Annotated in this window: 13 protein-coding genes; 7 read left to right on the plus strand and 6 right to left on the minus strand. The window is 47.7% G+C overall.

The window, feature by feature from the left end:
* The first annotated feature begins 315 nt into the window (after nt 1-315).
* Nucleotides 316-1,499, plus strand: a protein-coding gene (locus tag L5M71_RS07765; RefSeq protein ID WP_263206803.1) for an IS3 family transposase whose coding sequence is annotated in 2 segments (ribosomal slippage) — nt 316-574 and nt 574-1,499 — 1,185 coding nt in all. Because the reading frame shifts where the segments join, the coding sequence is not laid out codon by codon here.
* Here L5M71_RS07765 and L5M71_RS07770 read toward each other — a convergent pair.
* The 3 genes from L5M71_RS07770 to ansB all read right to left on the minus strand — a co-directional run bounded on the left by L5M71_RS07770 (nt 1,449) and on the right by ansB (nt 4,013).
* Nucleotides 1,449-2,180 (minus strand): hypothetical protein, encoded by a 732-nt coding sequence (locus L5M71_RS07770; RefSeq protein ID WP_263206804.1) that lies wholly within the window; start codon nt 2,178-2,180, stop codon nt 1,449-1,451. The genes L5M71_RS07765 and L5M71_RS07770 overlap by 51 nt on opposite strands.
* A 4-nt stretch (nt 2,181-2,184) precedes the next feature.
* On the minus strand, nt 2,185-2,532 hold the full coding sequence (locus L5M71_RS07775) for a hypothetical protein (protein WP_263206805.1): 348 nt from the start codon (nt 2,530-2,532) through the stop codon (nt 2,185-2,187).
* A gap of 422 nt (nt 2,533-2,954) precedes the next feature.
* Nucleotides 2,955-4,013 (minus strand): L-asparaginase 2, encoded by a 1,059-nt coding sequence (gene ansB / locus L5M71_RS07780; RefSeq protein WP_263206807.1) that lies wholly within the window; start codon nt 4,011-4,013, stop codon nt 2,955-2,957.
* Between the two features lie 556 nt (nt 4,014-4,569).
* Between ansB and aspA the strand changes: the two genes are divergently transcribed.
* The 6 genes from aspA (at nt 4,570) to L5M71_RS07810 (ending at nt 12,474) form a co-directional block, all read left to right on the plus strand.
* Nucleotides 4,570-6,012 carry an aspartate ammonia-lyase gene (aspA, locus tag L5M71_RS07785; RefSeq protein ID WP_212600104.1) on the plus strand — a complete coding sequence of 481 codons (1,443 nt, stop codon included), beginning with the start codon at nt 4,570-4,572 and terminating at the stop codon, nt 6,010-6,012.
* A 114-nt stretch (nt 6,013-6,126) separates the two neighbouring features.
* Nucleotides 6,127-7,428 carry an anaerobic C4-dicarboxylate transporter gene (locus L5M71_RS07790; RefSeq protein ID WP_105251341.1) on the plus strand — a complete coding sequence of 434 codons (1,302 nt, stop codon included), beginning with the start codon at nt 6,127-6,129 and terminating at the stop codon, nt 7,426-7,428.
* A gap of 139 nt (nt 7,429-7,567) precedes the next feature.
* Nucleotides 7,568-8,293: a fumarate reductase cytochrome b subunit gene (locus L5M71_RS07795; RefSeq protein ID WP_263179777.1), complete on the plus strand. Its 726-nt coding sequence runs from the start codon at nt 7,568-7,570 to the stop codon at nt 8,291-8,293.
* 151 nt (nt 8,294-8,444) lie between these two features.
* The gene (locus tag L5M71_RS07800; protein ID WP_263206809.1) at nt 8,445-10,454 is read left to right on the plus strand and encodes a fumarate reductase flavoprotein subunit; all 2,010 of its coding nucleotides are present in this window, start codon (nt 8,445-8,447) and stop codon (nt 10,452-10,454) included.
* On the plus strand, nt 10,451-11,176 hold the full coding sequence (locus tag L5M71_RS07805) for a fumarate reductase iron-sulfur subunit (protein ID WP_113940031.1): 726 nt from the start codon (nt 10,451-10,453) through the stop codon (nt 11,174-11,176). Before L5M71_RS07800 ends, L5M71_RS07805 begins: the two co-directional genes overlap by 4 nt.
* A gap of 230 nt (nt 11,177-11,406) precedes the next feature.
* Complete coding sequence (locus L5M71_RS07810) at nt 11,407-12,474, plus strand: porin (protein WP_263206811.1); 1,068 nt, start codon at nt 11,407-11,409, stop codon at nt 12,472-12,474.
* Nucleotides 12,475-12,686: 212 nt separating this feature from the next.
* Here L5M71_RS07810 and cueR read toward each other — a convergent pair whose 3' ends face one another.
* The 3 genes from cueR to L5M71_RS07825 all read right to left on the minus strand — a co-directional run bounded on the left by cueR (nt 12,687) and on the right by L5M71_RS07825 (nt 16,044).
* Nucleotides 12,687-13,169, minus strand: coding sequence for a Cu(I)-responsive transcriptional regulator (cueR, locus tag L5M71_RS07815; RefSeq protein WP_105252486.1), 483 nt, complete (start codon nt 13,167-13,169; stop codon nt 12,687-12,689).
* Between the two features lie 20 nt (nt 13,170-13,189).
* The gene (locus L5M71_RS07820; RefSeq protein WP_105252487.1) at nt 13,190-13,453 is read right to left on the minus strand and encodes a hypothetical protein; all 264 of its coding nucleotides are present in this window, start codon (nt 13,451-13,453) and stop codon (nt 13,190-13,192) included.
* A gap of 83 nt (nt 13,454-13,536) precedes the next feature.
* Complete coding sequence (locus tag L5M71_RS07825; RefSeq protein ID WP_263206815.1) at nt 13,537-16,044, minus strand: heavy metal translocating P-type ATPase; 2,508 nt, start codon at nt 16,042-16,044, stop codon at nt 13,537-13,539.
* Nucleotides 16,045-16,051: the final 7 nt, after the last annotated feature.

The raw sequence follows: 16,051 nt of genomic DNA on the forward strand, positions 1-16,051 counted from the left end.
TCGACGTTAATAAAGCGTTTGCGTAAGACGTTAAGCATCACGTAAAAGTTTACATGCACTGATGAATAAACGGTCAACCGTACCTATTAGAGCCTGACTTGACCAAGGCATTAAATGCCGATGTAGTGATAAGGTAATAGGTTTCGGATTTACATCATGGCGCGGGTAAAAAGCCTATTTAGACGCCGAATATATGGTAGTGAACCAATCATTCAAAAGTGTTGTAAAAGCTGAGGCGTCCATATATGGCATAGTGAATTTGGCCACCTAATAAGAAATGTTATGATCTCATTCATAGCGAATTTAGGTGACAAAATGAATAAAAGTAAACGTGCACGATATAGCGCAGCGATTAAGCTCGAAACTGCCCAATTAGTCATTGACCAGGGCTATACACAAGAAGCGGCAGCCAAAGCCATGAACGTAGGTAAATCAACGGTCAGTAAGTGGGTAACGCAGCTTCAGGTCGAGCGCAAAGGGCTTGCTCCTAAAGCCTCACCCATGACGCCTGAGCAGATAGAGATTAGGGCACTTAAACGAGAAATTGAGCGGATTAATCTTGAGAAAGAAATCCTAAAAAAGGCTACCGCTCTCTTGATGTCGGACTCGCTGAACACTTCTCGATAATCGAGAAGCTCAATGAGAGCAATAAATATCCTATTTCAGTGTTATGCCATGCATTTAACGTGAACCGCAGTAGTTATCGTTATTGGGTGAGTCATGAGCATATTGTGACGCCAGAGCAGCGACGTTTAGAATGTGAAGTCAAAGCGATACATACGCAAAGCAACCAGTCCGCTGGTGCGAGAAACATTGCCACTATCGCTTCTGAACGGGGTTTTGCACTAAGTCGTTATCGAGCAACTAGGCTAATGAAAAAGCTAGGATTAGTCAGTTGCCAACAACCGAAACATCACTACAAGAAGGCTGGGAAGGAGCATGTCGCTATCCCCAATATACTCGAACGACAATTTGCAGTGGTTGAACCAAACACCGTCTGGTGTGGCGATGTCACTTACATTTGGGCGGGTAATCGCTGGTGCTATTTAGCGGTTGTACTGGACTTATTTTCCAGAAAAGCGGTGGGTTGGGCAATGTCATTTTCACCAGATACTGAGTTAACGGTGAAAGCACTGGAAATGGCATTTGAATCACGGAGTAAGCCTAAAAACCTGATATTTCACTCAGACCAAGGCAGTCATTACACTAGCCTTAAATACCGTCAACGGCTGTGGAAATATCAAATAACCCAGAGCATGAGTCGCCGAGGTAACTGCTGGGATAATGCGCCAATGGAGCGATTTTTCAGGAGTTTAAAAACGGAATGGGTGCCAACGCAAGGCTATAAGAGTTTTGTTGAAGCTAAACAAGATGTGACTGATTATATTATTGGCTATTATAGCCAAGTCAGGCCACATCATTATAATGCAGGATTAAGCCCAAATGAATCAGAGCGAAGATTTTGGGAAGATTCTAAAACCGTGGCCAAATTTAGTTGACCACTTCATTGGGCTAACTTTTCCAATAAGAAAATCACACTCAGTATTAAAAGCAATTAGCATTAGCTTGACTTGGCCATCTAATATTTTTCTATTTAACGTCTTATCATTCACCACCACTACTGAAGCAGGATATTGAATCGCTTTCTTTAGTTTAATCATCTCCTTTTGCTGAACTCGAATATCTTTAATTTCCTCAGAAAATCTTGCTGATGTTTCATAAAGATAGTCCGGCATTTCAAAATGCCCGATTGATGTATACTCATCTAAACGAGAATATAGATCTAAAACGCCCATTAACTCGTTCTTCTCATTTTTCAGCGTTTCAATTTTAGATACTAGGTTTGCTTCTTCATCTTTAAATCTAATAATTAAAGCTGTATGCTGACGAACGTTCTCCGAAAGCTTGCTCTCATTTTTCTTCAGTTCTTGTAACTCGTAAGTCTCTTCTTTCACTTTGCTAAGAGCTTGTGTACCTAGATCTAACTCTTCTTGAACTAGTGCTATTTTATCTTGAACTCTAACTAGAGCCTCATCAAGGCTTTTATATTCATCAAATTTTGAATCGACGCTCTTTTTGTATTCATTAAATCTCTTATTAAAATAATAATTTGCTATAAAATAGCTAATTATTACGGCTATAAATGCACTAATCACGACTATAAGTAAATTGTTATCCATGTGGCTACCTTAGTACTTCGTTGATAAATTGTTTACGTAAAGCCGCTCTTTCCAAACATCTTTCATCATATTCTGTCTGGGCATCTACAAGTGAGTTTTTAAATTGTTGCTTTTCGAGAGCTGCACTCAACCTCTCAGCCTGCATAGCCCGAGTAGCACCATTTTTTTCAGCTCGCATAGCCTCTCGTTCCTGCTCCCGTAATCGTTTCTGATACTCTCTTTCCGCTTTAGCTCTATCTCTCGCGGCTGTTTTTTGTCTACGTTCTGCATCCCTAGCGGCTTGTTTACCTGCTTTATCAATAGCTTTAACAACTTTAATTGTTAAGCCAAGAAGACTACCTCTTCTAGCCAAATCTCCCTCCTCATACCTATTGCAGGCAACTTCATTCTATTTACACATGAAACATAACAATAACAAGTGTTTATTGAATACAAAATAAAAATATTATAAGTACTACAATCAGAGATGAATTAGAGAAATACTTTTTTGAAGGATACTTAAATCATCAGGGAAGTTGCTGAAGGATTTGAAGAAAAATTGCATAAACTCAATATGGATACTGAGATAGCATTTAAAGCCCAAGATGTATCATTATCAGTGTTAGTTATTTTCTAATAAGTATTGCTTTACTAGGGTTACTTATGAATCCAAGGGAAATGTAAAGCCATCCTTAGCCAGCTCTTGATTGAAAATCTGAGTGGAACCCTAAATGACAAAATGCAAAAGCCCTACGAATATGCGCACGGCTTTTTTTTTATCACTCAACTGAAATCCTAAAACTGTTGAAACCAACGTTGGATCTGCTGTGGATCTTTGCTTTTCGTTAAAGATAGCATCAACAATATACGGGCTTTTTGCGGGTTAAGATTACCTGCTGCAATAAAACCGTATTTAGCATCATCTATCTCAGCATCGAGCGTCGTTGCACCTGTGGGCACTCGGCTAGAGCGAACGACTAAGGTGCCTTTTTGACTCGCTTTAGCTAAAACATCGAATATAGAGTGGTAGATATTACCGTTACCCACACCGGCACTGACTATGCCATCAAAACCCGCTTCAACCATGGCTTTGGCTGGTAAATCACTGGCATTGGCGTAGCTATACACTATGCCTACCTGCGGTAACTTGTCGAGTTTGCTGACATCAAAAGGCGTTTGCGTAGTATGTTGACGCTCAGTATTACCCATGTACTCAATCTTGCTGTTATGGATAACGCCAAGCGGGCCAAAGTTAGGCGCGGCAAAAGTGTGTACGCCTGTAGTGTTAGTCTTAGTCACATCGCGGGCATTCAATACGGTATCGTTCATCACCACCAACACGCCTCGACCTTTAGATTCGAGGTTAGCGGCGGTCGCGACTGCGTTATACAAATTCATCGGGCCATCGGCACTCATGGCAGTTGATGGACGCATTGCCCCAACCAGTACTACAGGCTTATCGCTCTTGATGGTGAGATTTAAAAAATACGCCGTTTCCTCTAAGGTATCAGTACCATGGGTAATGACGATACCGTCGACATCTTTATCAGCCAATAACAGATTGATGCGCTTGGCTAAGGCTAGCCAAACTTTATCGTTCATATCCTGCGAACCGATTTTAACCAGTTGCTCACCTTGAATATCGGCAAGTTGTTTCATTTCAGGCACGGCCGCAATTAAGCTACTAATGCCCACTTCACCAGCCTGATAGTTAGACTCAGTAGCCGATTGTCCGACTCCCGCAATAGTGCCACCCGTGGCAATAATACGTACCTGTGGAAGTGCCTGCGCCGCGGAGGAGAGAAATAACCCTAAAGTGACCGAGAGCAAAAGCTTACGCATTGGAAAATTCATGCTTACATCCTTTGATTAATAATAAACGCCCACAGTGTGCACTATTGTCTAAGCCTCACTGTGATAGCTCTCACTAAAATAAAATAACAGATTTAGCGTTATCTAATTGATTATTTAAACTTTAAGGAAAACACCATGCATTTATTATTGAGTAGATTTAACTAATCAATGATTATTCGCTATTGACGCGGTGACAATTAAATATCGTATGGTTTATTTAAATTTAAAAACACTTGAATAAATATGTCGCCGATTGGTTAACGAATAACAAATCTATAGCTAATTTGCATCAAAAAGTAATGGCTCACACTAGTGATCCGAGTTGAGAGACTTATCTAAGAAACAAAAGAAATACACTATTTCAAACAGTTAAGTGATCACCATCCTAATCCTGTTATTGCCAAAGCGTTAAGATCTACTTCGATAGTCAAGGAGACGATTCTCCTTCATGTTTTCGATGAGTTATTCTTGATGTGTTACGTATACTTATTGTACACATCCACAACTCAATACTCGGAGATATATCTTACTATTAATTGGATTTAATAGGATCGAAATGAAAGATACTAATAGCGTACGGATCGAAGAAGATTTATTGGGCACGAAAGAAGTTTCCAATGAGTTTTATTATGGCATACATACATTACGTGCCATCGAAAACTTTAAGCTGAGTAATCAAAAAATTTCCGATGTACCTGAATTAGTCCGTGGCATGATGCTAACAAAAAAAGCCGCTGCCATGGCTAACAGTGAATTAGGCGCTGTAAGTCCTGAAATCGCTGACAAAATTATTGAAGCGTGCGATCTAATACTCACAACGGGTCGATTTGTTGATCAATTTCCGGTCGATGTTTATCAAGGAGGCGCAGGCACTTCAGTCAACATGAATACCAATGAGGTATTAGCCAACGTTGCACTGGAGATCATGGGGCTAGAAAAAGGCCGTTACGATGTCATCAATCCTAATGACCATGTGAATAAATGCCAATCGACTAACGATGCCTATCCTACCGGCTTTCGCATTGCGGTCATCAACAGTACCGATATTCTGTTAGATGCATTAACCGACCTTATCAGCGCTTTCGACACTAAAGCCACAGAGTTTAAAACCGTCTTAAAAATGGGCCGCACTCAATTGCAAGATGCCGTGCCTATGACCTTAGGCCAAGAGTTTCATGCCTTTGCTGTTACATTGCGAGAAGAAATTAAGTCCATCAAGCGTTGCCAAGAGCTGTTGTTAGAAGTGAACTTAGGCGCAACCGCCATTGGTACAGGGCTCAATACGCCTGTCGGTTATTCCGCATTAGCCATTAAGTATCTGGCAGACATTACTGGCCGCGCCTATGTGCCAGCGGAAGATTTAATCGAAGCGACATCCGATTGTGGTGCCTACGTTATGCTGCACAGTGCAATTAAGCGTATGGCGATTAAAATGTCCAAGATTTGTAACGACCTACGCTTACTTTCATCGGGTCCACGTACAGGTCTGAAGGAGATTAATCTTCCTGAGCTGCAAGCGGGTTCCTCCATCATGCCAGCCAAGGTTAACCCTGTGATCCCTGAGGTCGTCAATCAGGTTGCCTTTAAGATTGTCGGCAATGATATCACTATCACTATGGCTGCCGAAGCTGGCCAATTACAGCTTAACGTAATGGAACCTGTGATTGGACAGGCGATGTTTGAGTCGCTCAGTTTGATGGGCAATGCCTGTATCTCCCTGCGTGAAAAATGCGTTGAAGGTATCACAGCCAATCCAGAGATCTGCATGGCCCATGTGATGAACTCTATCGGGATCGTGACCTACCTTAACCCAATCATCGGCCACCATGAAGGTGACATCATAGGCAAGATTTGCGCTCAAACGGGTAAAAATGTCCGTGAAGTGGTACTCGAACGCGGTTTGTTAACGGTTGAAGAACTCGATGACATTCTCTCGGTTGAAAACCTGATGAATCCTAAATATCAGGCTAAACGCAACACCAGCAAAGCCAAAGTGTAACTCAGTGGGGCTGGGGAGCCTTCCCCAGTCCACAACTCGATGATTCAAGAATAAGCCTGCGCAGAGTGAATATGCGCAGGCTATTGAAATTAAAAATAAAATAGAGTTAACACTATGATTATATTAGAGATAATTATCGTCCTCGGGGCTATTTACCTTGGTGCAAGGATGGGTAGCATGGGAGTCGGCTTCGCTGGCGGTGTCGGGGTACTGATACTGACCGCGGGGATGGGACTCAAACCGGGCAATATCCCGATTGACGTGATCCTCATCATTATGTCAGTTATCACCGCAATCGCGGCCATGCAAGTGTCTGGAGGGATGGATTATTTAGTCTCACTGGCAGAAAAATTATTACGTAAGCATCCCAAACAAATCACCTTTCTGGCCCCTGTCGTCACCTATTTCATGACACTTTTTGCGGGTACAGGCCACACAGCATTCTCCACCTTACCTGTTATTGCCGAAGTCGCAAAAGAGCAAGGCATTCGCCCCTCTCGTCCCTTATCTATTGCCGTTGTCGCATCTCAAGTCGCCATTACCGCCTCACCGATTTCAGCGGCTGTCGTGTTCTTCTCAGGTATCTTAGAGCCGTTTGGCGTAGATTATTTAGTGCTGTTAGCCGTTTGTATTCCCTCAACTTTCCTCGCCTGCATGGTCGGAGCCGTTGTTGCCAACTTAATGGGCAAAGAACTTGCCGATGATCCTGTCTATCAAGAACGCTTAGCCAAAGGTTTAGTCAAAACACGCGGTAAAACGGAGATCAAAATTAAAGCTGGCGCGAAACGATCTGTGATGATTTTCTTGCTGGCGATTGCGGCTGTCATGGCATATGCCACTGCGATATCAGACAAAGTCGGTTTGATTGTTGACCCTGTATTGCCACGCGACGCCGCCATTATGGTGCTGATGCTCACGGCAGCTGCCGCTATTACGATTTTCTGTAAGTTAGACGCGAGCGAAATCTCTAATGCGGCCACCTTCAAGTCAGGCATGTCAGCCTGTGTTTGTGTGTTAGGTGTGGCTTGGTTAGGCGATACCTTAGTGTCGAATCATATCGAGGAAATCAAAGATCTTGCCGGCACCTTACTGCAAAGTCAGCCTTGGTTATTATCGGTAACCTTATTCTTTGCCTCTATGCTGCTCTACTCCCAAGGCGCGACAACGAAGGCGCTGATGCCCGCAGCCTTGGCGATTGGTGTAAGTCCATTGACAGCCGTAGCCTCTTTCGCCGCCGTCAGCGCGCTGTTTGTATTACCGACTTACCCCACGCTACTGGCTGCGGTCGAGATGGATGATACTGGCTCGACTCGGATTGGTAAGGCGGTATTTAACCATCCGTTCCTGGTCCCTGGCGTTGTGACGATTGCCACCAGTGTGGCATTGGCCTTCCTGTTTGGCGGCATGATGCTGTAGCTCAATTTTACCCTAAGTGCTCTCAGGGCTAATGCCTACAAATGGATTAACCCTCTTCTTTTAATCTGTATCTATAGACTTTGTTTTGGCGTGATGCAGGTACATTCACGCCATAGCAAATCGAGTAAGAGGTGAATTAATGTCAGCAAAAACGCGTGTTCCTACCGCCATTAACGGCGGACCATTTGGCCAAGCTTGGTCGGCTCAAGCAGACTGCTTACAAAGTGTGACTGGGCTTATATTAGGTATTTTCCTCTTATTTCATATGCATTTCGAGGCGAGCATTTTATTTGGTAAAGAAACCTTTTTTCACATGGTGCAATTCTTAGAAGGCAGTATGTTTAGCTCGACGGGTCATGGCTTCCCCATCGTGACCCAGATCATTTCAGTCATTATGCTGGTGATTGTTGCAGTACATGCCGCCACCGCACTACGTCGTTTTCCAGTGCAATTAGGCCAATGGCGAGCGATGCGTGGCTTTATGTCGACTATCAAGCATAGAGATACCCAAGCATGGTTCTGGCAGATGATCACCGGTTTCTTACTGTTTTTCTTAGTGTCAGCCCATCTTGCCACTATGATTTTAAACCCTGATATTGGCCCTCACCTTTCGGCCGAACGGGTTTACCACGATAACGCTTGGCTCTTATACGTGGTGTTTTTACCTATCGTGTTATTCCACGGCATCGTTGGTTTATACCGAGTGATATTAAAGTGGGGTGTGAGTAGTAACCGTCCACTTATCCGCACTATCGCGCAAGTATTGATCGTCTATTTATTGTGTTTAGGCACATTAAGCCTAGTGACCTATATCAATATTGGTATCGAATTAGTTTTGCCAGTACAACCGTTTATTCCTCAGTAATGGGCATGACGCTATCGGCGCACCTAGCCTGTGTAGCAAGACAAACAACATACGGATCCTCCTCTGATACATAGTTGCAGCGCATCTATGCCCGAGGAGCGCAATGATAAATCCATGAAATGTTATCTAAATTATTAGATAAGGATCTGATTTGAAAATCATTTATACAGACTCATTAGTCATTGGCGCAGGATTGGCAGGCCTCAGAGTCGCGATTGCCACCAAAGAGCGAGGCCTAGATACCTTAGTGCTATCGTTAATTCCCGCAAAACGTTCACATTCGGCCGCCGCACAGGGCGGAATGCAAGCCAGCCTAGGCAATACCGTTAAAGGCATGGGCGATAACGAAGACATTCACTTTCAAGACACAGTCAAAGGTTCTGACTGGGGCTGCGATCAAGATGTCGCACGCATGTTTGCCCACGTTGCACCGAAAGCGATCCGCGAACTCACCAACTGGGGCGTACCTTGGTCGAGAATATCTGCCGGCCCACGTGAAGTCATCATGAACGCACAAAGGGTAACGCTCAATGAGGCTGAAGAAGCTCACGGCCTGATCAATGCCCGCGATTTTGGTGGCACTAAAAAATGGCGTACTTGTTACACCGCCGACGGCACTGGCCACTCTTTACTGTACGCGGTCGATAACCAAGCTATCTCCATGGGCATTCCAGTACATGAACGGATTGAAGCCCTGTCGCTGATCCATGACGGTAAGCGTTGCCATGGAGTCATTGCCCGATGTTTAGTCACAGGTGAATTGCGCGCTTATGTCGCCAAATCCACCACCATCGCCACTGGCGGTTATGGCAAGATTTATGAAATATCGACCAATGCCACCATCTGCGAAGGCATAGGCCAAGCGTTAGCACTCGACACAGGTGTCGCCACCTTAGGCAATATGGAAGCGGTGCAGTTTCACCCCACCGCCATAGTGCCCGCGGGGATCCTCACCACTGAAGGATGTCGTGGTGATGGCGGTATTCTGCGTGATAAAGACGGTCATCGCTTTATGCCAGATTACGAGCCAGAGAAAAAAGAACTCGCTTCCCGCGATGTGGTTTCCCGCCGCATGACAGAGCACATGCGTAAAGGCAATGGAGTCGAAAGCCCTTACGGCCCGCATCTGTGGCTGGATATTACGCAGCTGGGCCGTGAGCATATCGAAACCAACCTGCGCGAAGTGAAAGAGATTTGTGATTATTTCCTCGGTATCGATCCGTGCAAAGATTGGATCCCCGTCAGGCCTACCCAGCATTATTCCATGGGCGGCGTGCGCACCAATGCCACAGGTGAGAGTCCACAACTCAAAGGACTGTTCAGTGTCGGAGAAGCGGCCTGTTGGGACATGCATGGTTTTAACCGTTTAGGCGGTAATTCGGTGGCAGAAACTGTGGTTGGCGGCATGATCATCGGCAAATATGTGGCTGATTTTTGTGAGAATAACGACTTAGAAATTGATACTGCGCTGACTCAAAAATTCATTGATAAATTGCAGCAAGAAATCGATGGACTGGTCGAAGGCAACGGCACAGAAAACCCCTTCCAAATAAAGAAAGAAATGCAACGCATCATGATGAACTACGTCGGGATCTTCCGTAATGGACCCGAGTTAGATAAAGCCATTAAAGGCTTGAAAGACTTACTGCTGCGGGCAAAAAATCTTGGCCTTAAATGTAAAAAACGTCACTCCAATCCTGAGTTAGTCGAAGCGCTGCGCGTCACCCGTATGTTGAAAGTAGCCCTAACCGTCGCCTGTGGTGCAGAGGCTCGCACTGAAAGCCGCGGCGCCCATTCACGGGAAGATTACCCACAACGCAACGATAAAGATTGGCTTAACCGCACGCTGGCAACTTGGCCAGATGCCGAGTCACTGGAACCTGTGCTGCGTTATGAAGCGTTAGATGTGATGAAAATGGAGCTACCACCGGGATACCGGGGCTACGGTAACGACAATACTATCGCCCATCCCGATACCGAAAAACGCGTACAAGAAATCAATCAAGTGCTCGCGAGCTTAGGTGATGATCCCGATAGAAACACACTGCAGCGAGCCCTGATGCCATACGAGCTGCCAAGCCACCTGCAGGCTCCTAATGAACGCCTCAGCGATACCTTAGCGATCACTCCAGCCCAACCGGTAGGAAACAAACCACTATGAGCCGTCAAATCAGCTTTAATATCTTTCGCTACGATCCGCAAGATGGCCAAGACAAGCCAAAGATGGAACGTTATCAGTTGACTGAAACACCGGGCATGACAGTATTTATCGCCTTAAATCAACTACGTGAGCTACAAGACCCGTCACTGCAGTTCGACTTTGTCTGCCGCGCGGGCATCTGTGGCAGTTGCGCCATGGTGATCAATGGTTTCCCCACGCTTGCCTGTCGCACGTTAACGGCAAATTACCCTAATGGCGAAATCACCCTCATGCCGCTACCTGGCTTCGAGCTGATTGGCGATTTGTCGGTGAATACGGGTAAATTTATGCGTGAATTAGCCGAACGCTTAAAACTGTGGCTGCACCCTAGACCCGATGATCAGGACATTCATCGGCTCGAAAATCCAATGGCACCCGAAGAAGCCGCACGGATCTATGAGCTAGAACGCTGCGTCGAATGTGGCGTTTGCGTGTCGGCCTGCGCCACCAAACAAATGCGTGACACCTTTGTCGGCGCGGTTGGCATGATGAAAATTGCCCGCTTTGAAATGGATAGCAGAGACAGCCGCAGCGCGGATGATTTCTACCATGTGATTGGCAATCAAGACGGCGTGTTCGGCTGTATGACGCTACTCGGCTGCCAAGATAACTGCCCCAAAGATTTGCCACACATGCAGCAAATCGCTTACCTGCGCCGCAAAATGGCCGCGAGCATACTCTAGTTTTCCTTAACCTAAAGTCCCGTTGCGTTAGCGGGGTTTTAGGGCAACACCTTTCCAAAACCAGCTGACAGCTTTTATCTGTCAGCTGCTGAGTTACGAAGCCTAATTTTCTTAGTTAGGCGCCTCCCCAGCACTATCACAAGTGCAGCTCCTTACTACTAGCGATACAGCTCAATCGGCAACAAAATCCATTAGCGTAACGCGAGTAGTTGTTATGTAAGGAAACATAAATGAAACCGTCTAAACTTACATCAGCCATACTTGTGCTGAGCTTTGCCACACCTATTTTTGCCGTTCAAGCCAATAATACAGCAGAAACCAATGACGAATTACGCACTGAATTACAACAAATTCAGCAGAGACTCGCCATGCTCGAAGCTCAAGAAAATGAGCCATCAGTGTCATCGGATACCCAGTTTAATTTTTATGGCTCTTTACGCCCAACCTTCGGCCTGACCCACACTAACTCGGACGATGTGTGGGATGTAGGCGATGCAAACTCGCGGATTGGTTTTGCTGCAGAGCACCAACTCGGTAATGGCTTAGTCGGTTTTGCGAAAGGGGAATTTAAGGTCGATATCAAAGATGACGGTGACTTTGGCGATGCGCGCAAAGCCTATGTCGGATTAAAGGGATTTTTTGGTAGCGTTGCCATAGGTAAACAAGCCGTCACGCAGGAAATGATTTCCGATCCCGTTGATATCTTTAACCGCTCAGGAACGCCTCTGGCCTATGACAGTGCGAGCCCATTCAGGCTCAATAATCTCGTGACCTATCGTAAAGAGTTTGGCGACCTGTTATTTTCGGCCGATGCGCAATTCGACGGCAATAAAGGCAGTGGCGGCAGTGACTTCGTTAACACGGGTATCCGTTATAAAACCGACTTCATCTACATTGCCGCGGCTTTTTATAATAAAGAGTTAGAGGACAACAAGGATGAAAATACATTCGGTGTAACCCTAGCGAAAAATTTCAATTCTCTGTTCCTCGCCGCAGCCTACCAAAACATTGAAAAAGACGACATCGATGGAAACACATTGGATGGCTCAACATTAGATGTGGTCGCCTGCTATCCCATCACTGACAGCTATAAAATCAAGCTGGGCGTGTCCAGATACGACGATGGTGGCAATGACATCACCTCTGCTAAATACAACGCCTATAACACTACGCTGGAGTGGCATAAAACACCGCAATTCAGCACCTTCATCGAATATCAAAAGACAGATTTTGAATACCGCGAAACCAATGACCAGATCATGCTGGGCATGCGTTATAACTTCGATTACACGTTCTAAGTTTTATCTCAAGCGTATAGTCATGTAAGTGAAGGGTTTAACGGCTTCACGGCATAAAGACTAAAAACATAAAGACCAGAAACCACAAAGCCACGACTCGCGTGGTTCTCGTACAGAACTTGATGATTGTGCTTTTTGGGCTTCTTCGATGCGTAAGTCAATGGTGACAACTAACTTGGAAAACGCCGCCATCGAAGAAGCTCACGAGCTAGTCACCGTGGCGGACGATGCCGTGACGAGGCGGGTGTGTCACTCCCAAATCGAGGTGTTCTATGTGGAACTTGCGAACGTTCTTTAGCTGCAGCGCTTGGCTCAGCCAAATCCGCAAGGATCGGGCAATCCGGGCGGCCATCGCCATGGCAATTTTCAGCTAGCTGCTCGAGCGTTTGCACCATAGCTTGTAGTTCAACGATCTTCGCCTTCAGTCCGTCGGCATGGGAGAGCGCCAACGCCTTAACGTCGGCGCTCGCGCGATCTCGGTTGCACCACAAGACCAAGAGTTCCGAGATTTGTTCGACAGAAAAGCCAAGGTCACGTGCGCGACGGATGAAGCGAAAGCTTTGCGCGTCCGCCGAGTTGTAATTTCGGTAGCCAGCATCAGAACGGTTAGCTTTGGGTATCAAGCCAATCTGTTCGTAGTAGCGAATCATCTTCGCCGAGATGCCGGACAACTTGGCTGCTTGACCAATATTCATCATTCTCTCCTTCTAGTAAATTAATCAAATACGCCCAAAAACTTAGGTTTACCTACGCACAGATATTTCTCTGGGCGTAAAGAACACGTCGGCATACAGGTATTCAGATCGCATTCATGTTGTCTATATTCCATCTGAAGATTGCTCAGAGCTAATGTGGTGATCAAATGCATATAGTCCCGCCACACCTCAGGTGTGACGACTCTTGCAGTGGCAAAGAGATGTTCTCGGGCGTCGCTATAATCGTCCTTGAGGTGATCCAAGGGCGTATTTGGTGAAAACATGTTGTGTTACTCCTTCAACAATATTCGTCTACCAAGCGTGACTTTTGCGCTACCACCCCAAAAGCCAATGACTTGGTGTGGGTTTAAACCATCATCGGAGCCCTGAAACGCTTGAGTCGGAGCGCGTTGCCGAGCACAAATATACTGGAAAGTGCCATTGCGGCCGCTGCGAAAATTGGCGAAAGCAAGGTGCCATTCAACGGGTAGAGCGCACCCGCCGCAACCGGGATCAACACGGCGTTGTAGGCGAAGGCCCAGAAAAGGTTCTGCTTAATGTTACGGATCGTGGCCTGACTAAGCGCGATCGCATTCGTCACTCCACGCAAGTCGCCCGACATTAGCACCACGTCAGCAGCTTCTATCGCTACATCGGTTCCCGTGCCGATAGCGAGCCCAACATCAGCTTCGGCGAGTGCTGGCGCGTCGTTGATACCGTCTCCCACGAAGGCGACTTGCGCGCCATTGTTCCGGAACTTCTTCAGCGCCTCGACTTTACCATCGGGGAGGACCTCGGCTAAGACTTCATCGATGCCAAGCTGCTCGGCGATCGCCGCAGCGGTCGCCGCATTGTCGCCAGTGATCATCGCGACTTTCAGTCCGAGCGCGTGCAGCGCCTTGATTGCTTCAGGCGTTGTATCTTTGATTGGATCTGCGACTGCAATCACCGCTGCCAAGCGGCCGTCGATCGCGGCATAAAGTGGGCTCTTGCCTTGCTCGCCAAGACGCAGGGCGGTGGACTGCAAGCTCGACACATCCAGACCGAGCTGCGTCATAAACCGATCCGCACCGACGGCGACGGTACGACCTGCGACCTTGGCCGACACGCCGAAGCCCGGTGTTGCGTCGAAGCTCTCAATAGGTGCAAGGGCGAGGTTCAACTGCTTTGCGGCTGTGACGATCGATTCGGCAATCGGGTGCTCGGAGCGGGTCTCGACGGCCGCAACAAGAGCAAGAACTTCGTTGTATTCAAATCCCTCGGCAGGCACGAGATCGGTCAGCTCGGGGCGTCCTTTGGTCAGCGTGCCAGTTTTGTCGAGCGCGATAACGCTCACATCGCGCAACGCCTGCAAGGCTTCGCCCTTACGAAAGAGTACGCCGAGCTCGGCCGCACGGCCGGTGCCAACCATGATTGAGGTCGGCGTTGCCAGTCCCATAGCGCACGGACAAGCGATAATAAGAACCGCGACCGCATTAACGAGCGCAAAGGTCAGCGCTGGGGACGGGCCGAAGATTAGCCAGACTAGGAAGGTCAGCGTGGCAGCTGCCATCACCGCTGGGACGAACCACATGGTCACTTTGTCGACCAGCGCCTGGATCGGCAGCTTTGACCCCTGCGCTTGCTCGACCAGACGAATGATCTGCGCGAGCACCGTATTCGCGCCGACCTTGGTGACGCAAAAACTGAAAGCGCCCGTCTTGTTGATAGTGCCACCGACAACTTCGGCTCCCACCCCTTTAGATACGGGCACCGGCTCACCGGTGATCATGCTCTCGTCAACATAGGAGGCACCTTCGACGACTTCGCCGTCGACCGGAATCTTCTCGCCCGGACGAACGAGCACTATGTCACCAGTCATCACCTGATCGAGCGGTATTTCAAACGTTTCGCCGTTGCGCTGGACGCATGCGGTCTTAGCCTGAAGTCCGACGAGCCGCTTGATCGCTTGCGAGGTTCGCCCCTTGGCGCGCGCCTCCAGCATGCGTCCGAGCAGGATCAAGGTAACGATGACAGCAGCAGCTTCAAAATAGACGTTGGCAGTGCCTTGCGGCAGCGCTTCAGGGGCAAAGGTTGCGACGATCGAATAACCATAAGCCGCCGCGGTGCCGACCGAGACCAGTGAGTTCATGTCGGGAGCACCACGCAGCAACGCCGGTACCCCTTTTAGGAAGAAGCGCAGACCCGGACCGAACAGGACCAGGGTGGCGAGCACGAACTGCACATACCAGTTGGTCTGTTGCCCCAGAACCCCCATCACCCAATGATGCATGGCGGGAATAAGGTGAGAGCCCATCTCAAGGATGAATACGGGCAAGGTGAGGATGGCTGCAGTGATGAAAGAACGTCGCAGTGCCCGCGCCTCGATCTCACGACGCTCAGTGTCCTGATCGCCAGCATTCGCCGTTTCGGCGGACAAGCGACGGGACTTGTAACCCGCCTGTTCGACAGCGGCTTCAAGATCTGCCGTGGAGACGACCCCTGCAAAATGGCGCACCCTCGCGCGCTCGGTCGCCAGATTTACAGTGGCTTCGAGCACTCCCGGAATTTTTACGAGCGCTTTCTCTACCCGGCCCACACACGATGCGCAGGTCATGTCCTCGATCGCCAACTCGATGGTCTCTTCGCGAATGGTGTAGCCAGCGTTCTGAATGGCGTGGACAACCGCCTGCGGATCGGCTACGCCGGTGAAAGTCATGTCGGCGCGCTCGGTGGCAAGATTGACCACGCCCGTCTGCACCCCAGGGACCGCTTTCAACGCTCGCTCGACACGGCCGACACATGATGCACACGTCATGCCTTCGACAGGCAGGCTCAGACGAGTGCCTGCGGACACGGATTGATTGGCGTTTTGTGGCAAGGAAACAGAAGCCATTGAACTA

The organism is Shewanella sp. SW1 (assembly GCF_025653545.1).
In the GTDB taxonomy this organism is placed as follows: Bacteria; Pseudomonadota; Gammaproteobacteria; order Enterobacterales; family Shewanellaceae; genus Shewanella; species Shewanella oncorhynchi.

Coding starts and splice junctions, on each gene's coding strand:
- L5M71_RS07790 (WP_105251341.1), top strand. CDS start 6,127: ATGATTATATTAGAGATAATTATCGTCCTCGGGGCTATTTACCTTGGT.
- ansB (WP_263206807.1), bottom strand. CDS start 4,013: ATGAATTTTCCAATGCGTAAGCTTTTGCTCTCGGTCACTTTAGGGTTA.
- L5M71_RS07795 (WP_263179777.1), top strand. CDS start 7,568: ATGTCAGCAAAAACGCGTGTTCCTACCGCCATTAACGGCGGACCATTT.
- L5M71_RS07820 (WP_105252487.1), bottom strand. CDS start 13,453: ATGTTTTCACCAAATACGCCCTTGGATCACCTCAAGGACGATTATAGC.
- aspA (WP_212600104.1), top strand. CDS start 4,570: ATGAAAGATACTAATAGCGTACGGATCGAAGAAGATTTATTGGGCACG.
- L5M71_RS07825 (WP_263206815.1), bottom strand. CDS start 16,044: ATGGCTTCTGTTTCCTTGCCACAAAACGCCAATCAATCCGTGTCCGCA.
- L5M71_RS07805 (WP_113940031.1), top strand. CDS start 10,451: ATGAGCCGTCAAATCAGCTTTAATATCTTTCGCTACGATCCGCAAGAT.
- L5M71_RS07770 (WP_263206804.1), bottom strand. CDS start 2,180: ATGGATAACAATTTACTTATAGTCGTGATTAGTGCATTTATAGCCGTA.
- L5M71_RS07810 (WP_263206811.1), top strand. CDS start 11,407: ATGAAACCGTCTAAACTTACATCAGCCATACTTGTGCTGAGCTTTGCC.
- cueR (WP_105252486.1), bottom strand. CDS start 13,169: ATGAATATTGGTCAAGCAGCCAAGTTGTCCGGCATCTCGGCGAAGATG.